This window comes from Paenibacillus sp. 481, from assembly GCF_021223605.1.
Classification (GTDB): Bacteria; Bacillota; Bacilli; order Paenibacillales; family Paenibacillaceae; genus Paenibacillus_B.
The window spans coordinates 4,016,687-4,031,266 of record NZ_CP075175.1 but is presented as its reverse complement, the minus strand read 5'-3'; the positions used below and the strand labels follow the sequence as shown (position 1 = coordinate 4,031,266).

At 44.3% G+C, this 14,580-nt stretch carries 12 protein-coding genes; 6 read left to right on the top strand and 6 right to left on the bottom strand.

Annotated features, from left to right (window positions below; all coding sequences use genetic code 11):
• Positions 1-492 precede the first annotated feature (492 nt).
• Together KIK04_RS17785 and KIK04_RS17780 are read right to left on the bottom strand one after the other, a co-directional pair.
• Entirely contained in the window at positions 493-2,340 is a 1,848-nt protein-coding gene (locus KIK04_RS17785; RefSeq protein ID WP_232274937.1) for a UbiD family decarboxylase, read from the bottom strand.
• Between the two features lie 380 nt (positions 2,341-2,720).
• Positions 2,721-3,494 carry a VOC family protein gene (locus KIK04_RS17780; RefSeq protein ID WP_232274936.1) on the bottom strand — a complete coding sequence of 258 codons (774 nt, stop codon included), beginning with the start codon at positions 3,492-3,494 and terminating at the stop codon, positions 2,721-2,723.
• 392 nt (positions 3,495-3,886) lie between these two features.
• On the opposite strand from KIK04_RS17780, the gene KIK04_RS17775 reads away from it, so the two are divergent.
• Complete coding sequence (locus KIK04_RS17775; protein WP_232274935.1) at positions 3,887-4,747, top strand: Rpn family recombination-promoting nuclease/putative transposase; 861 nt, start codon at positions 3,887-3,889, stop codon at positions 4,745-4,747.
• A 145-nt stretch (positions 4,748-4,892) separates the two neighbouring features.
• Here KIK04_RS17775 and KIK04_RS17770 read toward each other — a convergent pair whose 3' ends face one another.
• Together KIK04_RS17770 and KIK04_RS17765 are read right to left on the bottom strand one after the other, a co-directional pair.
• On the bottom strand, positions 4,893-5,702 hold the full coding sequence (locus KIK04_RS17770; protein ID WP_232274934.1) for an alpha/beta fold hydrolase: 810 nt from the start codon (positions 5,700-5,702) through the stop codon (positions 4,893-4,895).
• A gap of 123 nt (positions 5,703-5,825) precedes the next feature.
• Entirely contained in the window at positions 5,826-6,728 is a 903-nt protein-coding gene (locus KIK04_RS17765) for a hypothetical protein (protein ID WP_232278798.1), read from the bottom strand.
• A 222-nt stretch (positions 6,729-6,950) separates the two neighbouring features.
• On the opposite strand from KIK04_RS17765, the gene KIK04_RS17760 reads away from it, so the two are divergent.
• Entirely contained in the window at positions 6,951-7,613 is a 663-nt protein-coding gene (locus KIK04_RS17760; RefSeq protein ID WP_232274933.1) for a Crp/Fnr family transcriptional regulator, read from the top strand.
• A gap of 185 nt (positions 7,614-7,798) precedes the next feature.
• Entirely contained in the window at positions 7,799-8,548 is a 750-nt protein-coding gene (locus KIK04_RS17755) for an alpha/beta hydrolase (protein WP_232274932.1), read from the top strand.
• A 200-nt stretch (positions 8,549-8,748) separates the two neighbouring features.
• On the opposite strand, the gene KIK04_RS17750 is transcribed toward KIK04_RS17755, so the two are convergent.
• Complete coding sequence (locus KIK04_RS17750; protein ID WP_232274931.1) at positions 8,749-10,134, bottom strand: TraB/GumN family protein; 1,386 nt, start codon at positions 10,132-10,134, stop codon at positions 8,749-8,751.
• Positions 10,135-10,356: 222 nt separating this feature from the next.
• Here KIK04_RS17750 and KIK04_RS17745 point away from each other — a divergent pair, with 222 nt between their 5' ends.
• From KIK04_RS17745 to KIK04_RS17735, 3 genes are all read left to right on the top strand, one after another.
• Positions 10,357-10,809, top strand: coding sequence for a helix-turn-helix domain-containing protein (locus tag KIK04_RS17745; protein ID WP_232274930.1), 453 nt, complete (start codon positions 10,357-10,359; stop codon positions 10,807-10,809).
• Positions 10,810-10,855: 46 nt separating this feature from the next.
• Positions 10,856-11,878: a linear amide C-N hydrolase gene (locus KIK04_RS17740; protein WP_232274929.1), complete on the top strand. Its 1,023-nt coding sequence runs from the start codon at positions 10,856-10,858 to the stop codon at positions 11,876-11,878.
• 310 nt (positions 11,879-12,188) lie between these two features.
• A complete protein-coding gene (locus KIK04_RS17735; protein WP_232274928.1) occupies positions 12,189-12,746 on the top strand; it encodes a DUF6022 family protein in 558 nt (185 codons plus the stop codon).
• A gap of 592 nt (positions 12,747-13,338) precedes the next feature.
• Here the strand turns inward: KIK04_RS17735 and KIK04_RS17730 are convergent.
• Positions 13,339-14,532: an MFS transporter gene (locus KIK04_RS17730; RefSeq protein WP_232274927.1), complete on the bottom strand. Its 1,194-nt coding sequence runs from the start codon at positions 14,530-14,532 to the stop codon at positions 13,339-13,341.
• Positions 14,533-14,580 lie beyond the last annotated feature (48 nt).

Genomic DNA, 14,580 nt, shown 5'->3' with positions numbered 1-14,580 from the left:
GAAAAGGCATGGAAGGAGATAGAGTCGATTAAATCATTCGAACGATAGAATGGAAAGTTGTTTCATGTCATGTTATGGAGTCTCGTGTTGTGCAGTGTGGTCGAATGCCTGCAATTATGCATCTTTTCTCATCAACTTATTACTTGAACGATAAAATAAGTGCAATTGTGCATCTTTTCGCTCGTTAAACCCTTAGCTAGCCTTTAGATGACTGAAATACCTGCACATTAGCAGGCATTCTCTCGTAATCATCAATTTGTACTCAATAGCTGCATTTTTACATTAATATGATTTCACTCCACATGTTAAAATGCATGGCAACGCCAATTGGATAGCAAGGAAATGGCGGAGCCTTTCATAACAAGCTTTCAGACAAAAAACGTCCAAGTTCCACCCCTGTAGGAATGAAACTTGGACGTTCCCTTAACATTTAATAAGACACCTCTCCCTGAATTGCCCCTGTCTACATGACACGGGGCAGTTCAGGGAGACTCACACTTGCTTTAACGATATCGAAATGCCACTTAAACTAGCGCCTTGTGCAAATAAGCGCTTAATGCTCTCCTCAACCTTTGGATCAGGTATCAATGGCGGTGCTTGATGCGGCTTCGTACGAGCGTCAATGATAACATTATCGCAGCCCCAATGCTTATGCTCATAGTAACTATTCACGCCGTACATATCATGGGACGGGTTGCTGCGTGTAAATGTAGCCCAGAGGAAGTTATCGATCGTTGCCCCCATAAACTCGCTATCATCACATACGATGATCATCGGACATGAAGTCAGCTCACCCTTGTCACGAATCGCTTCACTCAATTCTTTCATTTGCTGCGCTGCTTCCGTGTAGTTCGTGAATGCAGATCCTTGGATCGCCACAATGCCTGGCATAACGAATGCCGCTCGTTCAAATCCTCGCAGTTCTTGCAGCTGAACAGGAACCTCCGTGCATAAGTCTCTTTTCTTATCGCCTACAGCCGCGAAGACGACCTTACTCCCCGTATTCAAGCCCGTTCCGGAGTAATCAAGGGTATCGATCGTTGTATTCGTCTGAAAATGAATGTCGCGATGCAGATCGATTCGCTCCAATATATAAGCTAAAAATTCCTCTGCATGATGCGTGCTTATCGGCTGTTTCTCTTCAGCCGCGATAAATAAATACTTAGCGAGGCTCAACTGACCCGTTCCTAGTATCCGGTTGGCGAGCGTAAGAATTTCTGCTGGGCGCTTCACTTCTTGATAAGGCGTATAGCGTTCGCTACCAATAGCAAACAGCAATGGATGCACCCCTGCTGCATCGACGGCATGCACCTCTTTTACGCCCGGAATTTCTTGGCGTATTGCTCCCCCTGTTAACTCGTGGATCAACGCGCCGAAGGACGTATCCTCTTGCGGTGGTCGGCCCACGACCGTAAACGGGAAAATCGCATTTTGTCTGGCGTACACTTTATGCACGCGCATGACAGGGAATGGGTGCGTCAGGCTATAATAGCCTAGATGATCACCGAAAGGCCCTTCTGGCTTCGTCTCTTCGGGGTAAATTTCACCCGTAATCACAAAATCAGCATCATGACTAATACAATGCCCTTCTTCATAGCTGTATCGGAAATTACGTCCAGCCAGCAAACCTGCAAAGGTCAGCTCGCTCATGCCTTCAGGCAATGGCATTACAGCCGACAACGTATGCGCAGGCGGCCCACCGATAAAGCAGCTCACCTTAAGCGGCTCACCGAGTTTATTCGCCTTGTGTTGGTGCACGCCAATGCCGCGGTGAATTTGATAATGAACGCCTACTTCTTTGTTCAATTCATATTCATTGCCGCTAAGCTGTACACGGTACATCCCCAGATTGGAATTCATAATGCCTGGCTTGTCCAAGTCCTCCGAATACACTTGAGGCAACGTTACGAAAGCTCCGCCATCCTCCGGCCAAGATTTAATGAGCGGAAGATCGGAAATTTGGATTTCCTGAAACCCAGCCGGACGGCTGTTTTTCTTAACAGGTAGCGCTTTTCTTGCTGATAATCCGGTTCCGACATATTTAAATGGATTTTTGAGCGCTTTCATCGGATCGTTGCGTAGCGCGATGACGTTCTGCACCGGCTCCAGTGTATCCCGGAAAATGAATTTACTGCGCTCGATCGTGCCGAAAAGGTTGGATACCGCGCGGAACTTCGACCCTTTTACATTTTCAAACAATAAAGCCGGGCCGCCCGCCGCATACACTTTCATATGGATAGCAGCCATTTCGAGATTAGGATCAACTTCTTCATGTATACGAATCAAATGCCCATGCTGCTCTAAATCGATGATGCACTCTTCTAAATTGCGATATCTCATGTTATGACTCCAATCTCCTGAAAAAAGTGAACCCCATCACATACGGCGTCACTTTCATATTTAATAGATAATGGATTACTCCTTCCCTTAATTATCGGTAAATTCGCAACCTAGGTCAATGCCGAGCACATACAACTGGAAGTACTCATATGAAACGAGCGGACGTACCTTCTACTTTCATTCATGACGAAGGCGATTTATATTCGTTATTTATCATTTTCGACTTGTCTAGTTGTCGTCTACTTTAAAGTTTAAGATTTGATCACCTTTGTCTGTAATAATTAAAATTCTTCGTTCATCCATTTCTCTCAATTCCTTTATAAAAAGATTAAGTAGATGCAACTAGCTAGTAAAAAGCTCACAACTCTAATGTATTCTTATCAGGCTTGCTTCTCAAGCTCGATGAAGGAAATAGCATTACCATCAGGGTCTGTTATCACAACTATGCGACCAGCAGGAATTTTACGAGCGTTGGTTATGACTTTGGCTCCCCATGACTGAGCCTTTTCGACTGCTTTTTCTAAATGTTTAACGGTGTAACAGACCCTCCATTCCGTCTCCCCCGTTTCAAGAGAGGCTTCCTTCATACTGCCGACCTTCTTCCCTTCGTGTCTGACCTCAGCACTTGCGAGCGTTTCCTCATGTTTAATTTCCACTGTCCAGTTAAACACCTTTGTGTAGAATTCAATAGAACAGGCCAGATCCGTTGTCATAAGTTCAAACGAAAAAGGTGCTCCCTCTCGGTTCAAATTGACATTCATTCCTTTAAAACGCCGTGACTCCCAAATAGACAGAACAGCGCCTGCCGAATCTTGAATGGTTGCCATCCGACCGAAATCGCCCAAATCAAAAGGTTCCAGCAGGAGGTTCCCGCCTGCCTGTTCAACTCTAGCAACAGTTTGATCGACATGATTAACCGCCACATATACACTGATGTGTGGTTTTGTTCCGGGTGGGAACGCTGGAGAATTCAGGTCTGTGAATCCCCCAACCTGATCGTTGCCCGCATAAATGGTTGGATACAACCGATGAGGCCAAGACTCTTGTTGATACCTCCAATTGAGTACATCTTTATAAAAGGTTTGGACTGAAGCCATATTGCATGTTTTTATATCCAACCAACAAAACTCACCTGCTGCTCGGTAGTGCTCCACTTTCATCACTCCTTATTAAAGCCAGTCCCTTAATAGACGGCAAAAAACGCGTACTGCTCCTATGGGAGTGTGCGCGTACGCATGAAATCTTCCTCATTTTGTTCACATTATACTATATGAATGTTTAGGCTTAAAGAAAAATATTCCAAATTATTATTGCTTCATTTCCAGCATTTTAATATCGATTGGATTAAACGCCTCCACATAACGTTTCCGTCCCAGCATGTTAATGGCGGGATACTTGCGGCTGACCACTATTTTATCAGCTGTACAATTTCGCTAACCGAACTTGGCCCTCTCATTAATAGTTCCTCAATACTTAGGGTTCATCTAGAACTACAACATCACACACCAAGCATGCTATAATCAAAATAAATGGAGTTGATTGACAAATGACGGACTTGCTCGATCCTCGGAATGATTTTGTGTTCAAACGGATTTTTGGCAGTGAGGAGAACAAAGATGTGCTGCTTGCTTTCTTAAACCGAACTTTCGCGGAGTCTGGCGAGCCGCCACTCACGGAAATTGTTCTCCTGAATCCGTATACGGATAAGGACGCTCCGCTGGATAAGCAGTCCATCTTCGATATATGGGCGAAGACAGCAGAAGATAAGCTGATTAACATTGAAATGCAATTATTTAATAAATATGACATCGAAAAGCGTACCCTATACTATTGGAGTAAGCGTTACTCTAGCCAGTTGCAAGAAGGCCAGACCTACAAAGAGCTAAAAAAGTGCGTCACTATTAATATTTTGAATTATTCATTCATTTCGAATAACCGTTATCACAATGTGTTCCATTTGCGGGAAGACCATACCGGAATTGAACTGACCGATGATATCGAGGTTCATTTTATGGAACTATCCAAGCTAGACGAACAGACGGTTCCTGTTGAGGGTGGATTAATTAATTGGCTGTTGTTTCTAAAAGGTTCCGACAAAACGAACTGGGAGGTGCTAAGGATGAACGAGCCAACATTGAAAAAAGCAATGGATACGCTGGAATTTTTGAGTCAGGATCAAGAATCACGTCGGTTGTATGAAGAACGGCAGAAGTACTTGCATGATGAGGCTTCAATGATCGAGTGGGCCACAGAAAAAGGGCATAAGAAAGGACTCGCTGAAGGAGAGCGTAAAAAGGCGATTGAAATCGCCAAAAACATGCTGGCGTTAGGAATCGAAGTTTCCGTTATAGCCAAAGCGAGTGGCCTCTCCGAATCGGAAATTGCATCTTTAAAGCCGCTTCAATAAATTCATTGACTGCATCTGGTGTACATCCACACTGTACATCCACACATCTAACAACGGCAAAAACGCGCACTACTTCTCACGGAGTGTGCGCGTACGTTTTATTTTTACACTTCATACCATCCTGCTCCAATCACCAAAGCCCCCGCTAAGAGTTAGCAAATTGCATCAGCAGCTTGTTAACCTCATCAGATTGATCAATAGGTGCTCCGTGTCCACTATTCGTCAAAGGAAATAGTTGCGAACCTTTAATTCGCTGCTGGGTGAGCTGCGCACTCTGATAAGGAATGAGCTGATCATGGACACCATGTAGTATCGCAGTTGGAACATGAATTTGACTTAAATCGTTCACTACATCTTCGGTAGATGCGGCTTGCAATATTTTAATAAGCGCGTAGGAAGCCGATTGATACCCCACATTAATAAACCAATTTAACATTTCCGCTCCCTTGTTGCGATTGAAGAACATCACAGAAATATCACTAAGAAACTTAGGTAAATTCACATACATTTGCTTAATAAGCGCTTCGGCCTGCTCTTTCGGTATCCCATAAGGAGATTGAGCATTTTTAACAAACGAAGGAGATACCGCATCGATCAATGCTAATTTAGAAACGTGCCGACCTTTATACCTAGACATGTATCGAATCGTAAGTGCCCCACCTACAGAAAAGCCAACTAAAGTGATGTTTTCTAATTTTAACGCATTCAATACCACCGCGATATCATCCGCTAATCGATCGTACGTATAGCCTCCCCAAGGCTTATCAGACTGACCATTACCTCGAATATCCATACTAATACACCGAAAACCAAACTGCGGCAACACGTTGAATTGATACTCATACATGGTGTGGTTTAGCGGCCAACCGTGAACGAAAAATATCGTCTTACTATTTGGTCCTGGATTCAGATCTTGTACAAAAACACGTACACCTTTCTCAACTTCAATATACATGGTCTACCCTCCAGTTAGCGAACAGGAATTGTCTTATTTTTAAGCTATGACTTGGAGTTAGTATATATGTAGTGAAATTGGGCTGATGCAAAATAGGGTCAAGCTCCCCTTCTAAGCTTTTCTCTATCTTTGCCTCGCTTCATATGATTTGTACATCCATACCGATCCGAACAAAAAAACGGATGCAAGCAAAGCACTTATCGGGAGCATTACCGCGATTTCTTTAGGAAACACGAACGGGAGCAGTGGAAAAGCGTATACGGCAGGTACACGAATCCCCACGATGTGCAGCAAGATTAGCATCAGCAGCATATCTAAGAGCGCAACAACGATTCCCCACGGGATAGTAAAATAGAGCATCGTTCCGACAGTTGCAGATACCGTGAGCACAAGGCATTGTTTAATCGCCATTTTACGGCTATACATCGGCTTTTGCAGAGACTCATAGACGACAACTAATATCGGTGGAATGACTGACAATTGGGGATAGCCAGCGATGATACATAATCCCATCCATGCGAAATTCAGCACTAAAAAGACGAGCATATACTTGTACTCGATGTTTACTCGTTTCTCAAGCCCTTTGTTGAAGCGAAATACGAGCACGCCCAGCATCAAGATGAATGAGAATATGCAGACCGAGGCCATAAACGTCCATTCGGTTGCATTCGTAACTAAGGGCAGTAATCCTGTCGCAATGGATGGTGCAAAGTTCGATTGGATAAGCCGCAAAAAGAGCATCATCAGAACGAGCGTCAAGCTGACTTTCCCTAAATAAGCAAGATGGAGCTGATTCACCGCAAAGCCAATAGCCGCCGTGGCTGAAGGCGCCACAAAAATGATCGCTGGCCGCCGAACCCACCCCGCTTCTCTATACACCCAAATGGCTATGGCCATAGCCGCAATTTCTGGTAAAATGATTTCCCGATCGTTGAGCATGATTGAAATCGCCACCATCGTTAAAATAAACACGATCGCCACGATGTAGGAAAAGGCGGTTTCTTGTTGCGTAATTTGGGTGCTCAAAGCTTTGTTTGAAGTTTGATCCGAGTTGTTCAAGGCTGTGTACTCCTTTTTATCATTATTTTTCATTTAACTTCATTCCTTTATCCATCTATTGCTCCTCACCGTGATTTCCTCCATGTTGCGCTATAGCGTACACGTTTGCATACCGTACGGGGGTATGTGTAAAATGAGAGCATACGAAATAGGGATGCAAACACATGGATTAGGAAGGTGATACGGAGTATGCAGGCTCAACAAATTGACGACATCATCAAGCTCTTCCCTAGCCTAGCAGATGTTACGCAAGAAGATTGGCAAGCTGAAGGAATAAGTATTGTCACGCTACCCGTTAACCAAGTCATTCATGAAGGTGAATTTTTGAAAAGTGCGGCTTTAATATTAGATGGGACCGTTCGCATGTACAAGCTGAGCGACAGCGGGCGAGAAGTTACGTTATATCGAATTAGCGACGGTGAATGCTGCCCGATGATGGCATCAAGCATTTTAGGGGAAACGGCGTATGAAGCTTCAGCCTGTATGGAGAAACCGACAACCGTCTTGTTTATTCCTGTTCGCATTTTTCAAATGTGGATGGACAAGTATTTGCGTTTTCGGCAGTACATGTTCAAAACGTTCGCACGTCGCCTCATTATCATGTCCAATCTCATCGACAGTGTCGTGTTCAAATCCATTCGCAGCCGGATTGCCGAGTATTTACTAAAAATGACGAGCGATGACAACGATTCTTTATCGATTACACATGACACGTTGTCCATTGAACTGGGCACTGCCCGTGAAGTCATCAGTCGCACACTTAAGACTTTCGAAAAGGACGGGTTGCTGCGCTTAACACGGGGACAAATTACACATATCCAACGTCAGCAACTTCTAGCACTCATTGAATAAGAGAAACGTTTGCGCGGCGTATAAACAGCTTTAAGTTGGGGAAACTACAGCACAACTTCATGTTCTGCAATATGTTCTGTAAAAAACAATCCATCTTGGTGACAAAGTTACGGAGCAGGTTGTACCACTTTGATAATATAAGTCTCAGAAGAGAACAACTACTCAACCAAATGGAGGTTTTCATAATGAATACAACGACACAGAACCAACTTAACTTTGTACTTATCCACGGCGCTTGGGCCAACGTTACTTTTTGGGACGAAGCAGCTGCATCGCTTCGTAAGCTCGGACATACAGTCCATGTGCCTCAATATGCAGGCCACGGAGCTAACATTAACCCCGATGTGACGCATGATGAAATCGTACAATCGGTTGTGGACTACTTCAACGAGCAGAACTTGCAAAATGTTGTGCTCGTAGGACACAGCTTCGGCGGAACGGTCATCGCTAAGGTAGCGGAAATCGTTACGGATCGCATTAGCCGTCTAGTTTACTACAATGCATTTGCACCTAAAGACGGCGAAAGCTTAGTCGACCAAATGCCAGAACCCGTGCAACAAATATTCAGTCACCTGAGAGATGCGTCCGGCAACAATACAATCACATTGCCGTTCCCACTCTTCCGTGAAACATTTGCGAATAAAGCTACGGCGGAACAAGCACGCGCCATTTACGATGTTGCACCAACAGAGCCAGCAGGTCCTTTGTTCCACAAGTTGGACCTGAAGAAGTTCTATAGCTTAGAAATTCCAAAAAGCTATTTGTACAGCTTGGAGGATATTGCGTTTCCTCCTGCGCCGTTCGCTTGGCACCCAGCGCAATCAGGCAACTTGGGCTTATTCCGCCTTATCGTTTCGACAGGCGACCATGTAAGTACCGTACACAATGAACCGGATATGATTGCTGAAAAGCTCGTTGAAGCTGGAAGAGAATAAACGAACAGCAAGCTACGAATACGACAACTCATTAATTACAGTAAGGGGTATTCCACGCCACCATCATATGGCTGAGGAATACCCCTTTATTTGTCTAGTCCTCAGCCAAAAAGCAGCCCGTGCATAAGGGATGAGTATCTTCCCTCGTACACGGGCTGCTTATCATTTAGCGGCTATTAAGTTTCATTTAGTTCCATTTATTATTTCACTAATTGAACGTCATAGCCTTTTTCTTTCAGCAGGTCAATCATCATGCCTTTTGTTACAAAATGTCCGGCACCGACAACGACAAAAGAAGTATTTTCTCCTTCTTTTTCTAACATGTCAGCCAGCTTGCGGGCCATATTTTTGTCCCGCTCCCCGAGTAAACGCTTATTCGTCTCACTAGCAGCTTCTTTCTCAATTTCTGTGAAATAAGTTGCGAGACCTTCTACATCGCCCTCGATCCATTCAAGCTGCATTTGCTTTAAACCTTTTGCGATATCTTTTTGACCATTGTCAGTAAGTAAAGCATCCAGCATCACATTCAATTCTTTCTCCTGCTGCTCCGCAGGGACAGAAGAGAATAAGTCTGCTTGCAATTTAATACTTTCCAACTCATGAATAGGCTTGCCTGTCAACAACGCTTTGCTAATGAAATAATTTTCGACGCCCGTATTCAGTCCAATCATCATCTCAGTTGGGTTCTCATAGTAGCTCAAGTTCGTAAGATTCAAGGAAATGGCAAACGGTTTGTAAGCGTCAAAACTATTCGCTGGCAGTTTCAGCTTTGTAAGCACCTTTTGCAGCTTCTCGTACGTTGCTGCGGACACATGATCTTTAAGCTGCTTCCCCTCTTGATATTGCATCTGATTCAAGAAGTAAGTCATGTCGCTATTCAAGGTATCGACCTCAACCCACATGTTGTCCGATTTATCGAACGCTTCGCGAATGTCCTTTTGCATCGGGTACATATCATTGTTGCCCATATGAATCGAGCCTAGCAAATACAGGGTGTTTTTGCCTTTGGACACTTTCCACATCATGCCTTCAGAGCCTTTACCCAATGTGTCGTAGGTAAACTCGACTAATCTACTCGACATGACAGCCGCCTGCTCAACTGTGATCGGCTTATCCAGCTCAAGACCGACGAGCGTACCTTTTACGATCCCTTTTTGCTGCATATATTCAATAGGTTGACTCTCATTCATCCCGAATGCTTCCGGCAATTCGTAAGTTGCCAACAACTTATGTAAGGCAGTGATGACTGTTTCTCTCGTGATCGCACCATCAGCCGTGAATGACAGAGCCGCGTCTTTTTTCTTCAACTCAAGCTTATCGAGTTTTACAGCTGTTGCATTCATCAACGATTTGAACTTCTCAGCCGTAATCGACTGTTGAAAAGTACCATCTGTATACCAGCCCAACGGAAAAATGCCGTACTTCTCGCCTTCCGTCAAAGTAGATATGGACCATGGGCTGACAGCAGGAGCTACAGGAACTGCTTCCGCATGAGCGGGTAAGACGTTCCCTAGTAAGACTGCTAGGCTCAGCGCACCTGCACCAGCCAAACGGCTAAGCTTGTTCCAACGATTTTTAACTTGCATGAAATGTTCTCCTCTCAATTCTAAGATGTAACATGAATCTATGATTATGATTTCATTAGTAGATTATACCATAGAATATGATGTTTTTACTTCTATTTTCCAAAGGGATTTTTTCAATGAGGATATGAACATTTTTATTTTTGTTATTGACATAAAATACGTCATGTATATAATTAACATTATTAAGACGTGACATATTTTACGTCAAAAAGGAGACCTAACATGGAACAAGTGCATCCCATGACTATCTTGCAATACTTAGCTCTGATCCACGAAGTGTCATATACCCATGTATGTAAAGAGATCGGATTAACTCCGCAGCAATTTTCCGACTGGGTCAAGAAAAGACGGCCCGTCCCGAAGGAACGGCTGCAAGCTATAGCTGACTATTTCAACATGGAACCGAATCTACTAATCGATGAGAACTCCTATCTTCAAGACCTAACCGTCGACAAAAAGATTGATATCCAAATCATGTTCCTTAAACAGCTCGTCCAGCAAGCTGAAGCAGGAGCAGACATTGAAGCTTATCAAGATAAGTTAATTCGACTTGAGGGTGAAAAAGAGCAGCAGAGCCTTATCCAAAGATTCGCTGCTGTGGTTAAGCAAGGGAATGCGCAAACAATTCAGCTTTGCGAAACTTTTGTAGAGCAATTGGAAAGCAACGATTCTTAGATGCCCTACAACTTTTAGTTCCATTTATTAAAAAGGAGGCCATATCATGTGTACGATTTTTCAGCTGAATCATAGCGGTCAACGTTATGTATGTAAAAATATCGATATGATTTACGACGGGGTATATGGGTTTACGAATCAACGTGGCGTGCGAAAAGTGGCGCTAATGATGCCCCCCGCCATTCCTGCGTCCTGGGAGTCTGTCTATGGCAGCTTGACCGTCTCTCAAGTTGGCAAGGAAATGCCGAATGGCGGTATCAATGAGGCAGGACTTGTTGTGGAGCAGTGTACGCTGCCGCAGGCTGAATATCCACAAGCAGACAGCAAGCCAGCCGTGAATGAGCTGCAATGGATTCAATATATGCTTGATACTTGCAGTACCGTTCAAGAGGCACTACAAGCCGCGTCGATTATTCGAATCGACCAGAGCACGTCTAAGTTGCACTATTATCTTGCGGACCGTGGTGGCGATTGGGCAGTGGTCGAATTTCTGGATGGCAAAATGAGCATTTACAATGCGGGTAGCCCCAACCCCACTATTCCAGCCATGACCAATTCTCCATACGAGTCTGCACTGCAAGAAATTAAGGATGGCCGAACAGAATGGGCTGACCGTGATGATTATGAACGTAACTCGATGGAACGTTTGTTAGCTACGACAGCAAGCTTACGTGGAAAAATAAATGTGGACGGCTTAGCAAATGATCACATGGTTGATTCCGCTTTTGGGACTTTGTCAGTAGCACGGCGAGAGGATACGATATTAAGTCTTGTCTACGATTTAGAAAAGTTAGAAGTCCATGTGCGCACGAACCACGACTGTACGAGCAAGGTGATTCAGCTAGCTGACTTCAACTTTGCACATGAATCCCCTTCCTTTGCCGCAGATCTTCAGACGCTTCAAGCTGCAGACGTACGAGCGCAGTTTGTAACGTATGATACAACATTTAATTTGCATGTCGTTCGCTCGTTTTTTAGAGATCCGATATTAACTTCTATATTTAAGTGGGACAACTCAGATGAAATCATTCATTTCTTAGCGCATTACCCTGATTCTTTTGAAAAATAATTGGTGAAAAGACACCACCTTATCCGTCTAGGCAAACGATGTGGTCCTCATCCGTATAAGGTGGTTTGTTTATGCTAAATCGACTGTCGGTTAAATGATGGGGTGATTTTATTTCCGCAACTACATCTTCCTTTTTCTCGACGTACATTTAGACACTCGTAACTCTTCTGTAAAAGCCTCAATAATATGCTAAGGTTTATCATTGGATTACAGGGATCATTAGTCGTCATTCGTAATGACCTTAACATTTGCATTAAGGTAATAAAATTGTAGAGTAAGTGAAAATGTTAAGGGAAGGTTGGGATTTATAATGGAACCGACAAACTTGCTACAAGCAGCCTTGGATGAGAGCGGCGAAGCTCGGATAAACAGCATTGCCCGCTATATGAAAGAGCATATTGCGGCGAACTGGGACACCGTGCTCGTGAATCATCAAGACAAACTGCAACGGGCGTACGAGGAAGCTGGCGATATGGCCTACGGAACATATTGTAACCTGCTGTTTCTTCAGATTCACCGTGATTTTAAAGCGGCTGGTCTTAACCCTGAGCCCCGCTTCCCGGGGGAATTTGACATCTCTCGAGAATGGGGCTCTGAGCAGCAAGACGACCAGCAGCGCTGGATGTGGAGCACGGTTTATGGACCGAATCAAGAGGCCCTTGGCACAATTGTAACGCTCATCCACCATGACCATACCCAGTTTCGAGTGCCTCACCAGCCAGGCATTCTGGCATTAACAGCAGTTGGCAAGGAAGCTGTCGTTGAAGCGTTGTCTGCTCTCTCCCCCGAATTTGCTCAAGCGCTTGAGTTTACGGTCGAGTACGAACTTTATTTGCAGAGCCAGAGCCAGAATCAAAGTCAACCGTAAACCTCTCATTGCTGTGTAGCAAAAAGCCGCTAAACACGCGACGTTCTTGGGGACGGGACTGACCCCCTTGTGTTTAGCGGCTCTTTTTATGTTAGTGAACTTAGGACATCTCTCTCGTATAGAGAGTGACTCTAAATATATGATCCGCTGTGCCCCCACTATTAACGGTTGTCACAGTTGTTATTTCAGCGGATTAGATACAATTAGAAGTTTAACGGTTCTAATAACGCTTATTACTATGAAAATAGCTGGATTTCTAATGAAATTGGAGAAATAAGCTCACTGACATCCGTTAGAAATCATAACGATGTAAATCTGACGAAATAGCCTCTGTGGTAACCGTTAAGCACTCACCTAGAACGCGTATTCGTCTGTTGCCGCTCCATTGCAGCCCAGTTGCAGCTATTTGGATAAGAATTTAGATATGCTTCAATTCACGCTCTCGCATAGAGAGCGACAATGGCGTTTTTAGCCCGCGTCACATAAGGGATCGAGGCCCCACCAAATGTTCCACGAGAATAATATCCTAGACTGCCGCTGTTGTGTCTGCCAGCACTAAACTATCGAACGCGTTACTTACAACATGAATATGTTACTTTTTCTCTGTCGTAAAATAAACAAACCCAATGACTGGTAAAGCTATTCCAATTAACAATGCTGCTTTCCAGCCACCCATAGCATATGCCCATCCTCCCGTCGCAGAGCCTATAGCACCACCAACAAAAAAGATTGCCATATATAAACCATTAAGCCGACTTCGAAACTCTGCTCCCAATGATAAAATTGCACGTTGGCCGAGAATCAGATTTGCTGAAACTCCCATGTCTAATAGAATAGCCGATATGACCAAGGTTACTAATGCGGATGTTGAACTGCCTTGGATTACAAGAGGTAAAATCCCAGAAATAATAACTAATGCTAACGCTATCCCTGTGGCTGGTCGAGTCCAGCCTCTATCGGCAAGCCGGCCTGCCACTGGTGCAGCTACCGCGCCAAATACTCCAAGCAATGCAAACACGGCAACTTCCTTTTGTGAAAAATGGAAAATCGGACTTGTTAATAACAAAGGAACCGTAGTCCAGAACAAACTGAAAGTTGCGAACACACATGCGTGGTAGATGGCTCTACGCTGCAGAATCGGCGTAGTTTTGAGTAAATGTAACATAGAACTCAAAAGTGCCGGGTATCGTGTTGTGGTCAACGGCTGTCTCGCAGGAAGCACCATTGCCAATAATAGTGCCAACACAAAAATCGCTGTGGCGGATAAGTAGTATACAGCTCGCCACCCCCAAAACTCCGCCACTATACTTGAAATGGGACGAGCGAGCAAGATACCGAGCAACAAACCACTCATTACATTCCCCACATTTCGGCCGCGTGTAGCATCTGGCGAAAGTTGAGCTGCGTACGGTACGAGTACCTGAGCCGCAACTGATCCTAACCCGATAAACAGTGAGACAGTGAGAAAAAAGGTAGCACTTTTAACTACAGCTGCAAGCGTCAAAGCTACTACAGTAAGGAGCAATGACACGACAACAAGTTTTCGGTTTTCAAGTATATCTCCCAAGGGTACGATAAATAACAATCCAATTCCGTAACCAATTTGAGTAAGGGTGACGATTAAGCCAGCTGCCCCAGAAGATATCCCAAGTGCCGAACTAATTGGACCCACTAGAGGCTGCGCATAATAGAGATTAGCAGCGATTAGTCCGCAAGCTGTAGCCAGAATGAGTATGATCCACGCCGAAAAAGGCTTTTCAATTTTTTCACCTTCGATTGAACTCAACGTTAACACTCCTTTCCTTGTGAATAAGCCTCCTTTTCTGGAATGATC

Excerpts from the sequence above, each read along its gene's own strand:
- KIK04_RS17745 (WP_232274930.1), top strand. The coding sequence starts at position 10,357 with ATGGAACAAGTGCATCCCATGACTATCTTGCAATACTTAGCTCTGATC.
- KIK04_RS17740 (WP_232274929.1), top strand. The coding sequence starts at position 10,856 with ATGTGTACGATTTTTCAGCTGAATCATAGCGGTCAACGTTATGTATGT.
- KIK04_RS17785 (WP_232274937.1), bottom strand. The coding sequence starts at position 2,340 with ATGAGATATCGCAATTTAGAAGAGTGCATCATCGATTTAGAGCAGCAT.
- KIK04_RS17735 (WP_232274928.1), top strand. The coding sequence starts at position 12,189 with ATGGAACCGACAAACTTGCTACAAGCAGCCTTGGATGAGAGCGGCGAA.
- KIK04_RS17755 (WP_232274932.1), top strand. The coding sequence starts at position 7,799 with ATGAATACAACGACACAGAACCAACTTAACTTTGTACTTATCCACGGC.
- KIK04_RS17760 (WP_232274933.1), top strand. The coding sequence starts at position 6,951 with ATGCAGGCTCAACAAATTGACGACATCATCAAGCTCTTCCCTAGCCTA.
- KIK04_RS17775 (WP_232274935.1), top strand. The coding sequence starts at position 3,887 with ATGACGGACTTGCTCGATCCTCGGAATGATTTTGTGTTCAAACGGATT.
- KIK04_RS17750 (WP_232274931.1), bottom strand. The coding sequence starts at position 10,134 with ATGCAAGTTAAAAATCGTTGGAACAAGCTTAGCCGTTTGGCTGGTGCA.
- KIK04_RS17770 (WP_232274934.1), bottom strand. The coding sequence starts at position 5,702 with ATGTATATTGAAGTTGAGAAAGGTGTACGTGTTTTTGTACAAGATCTG.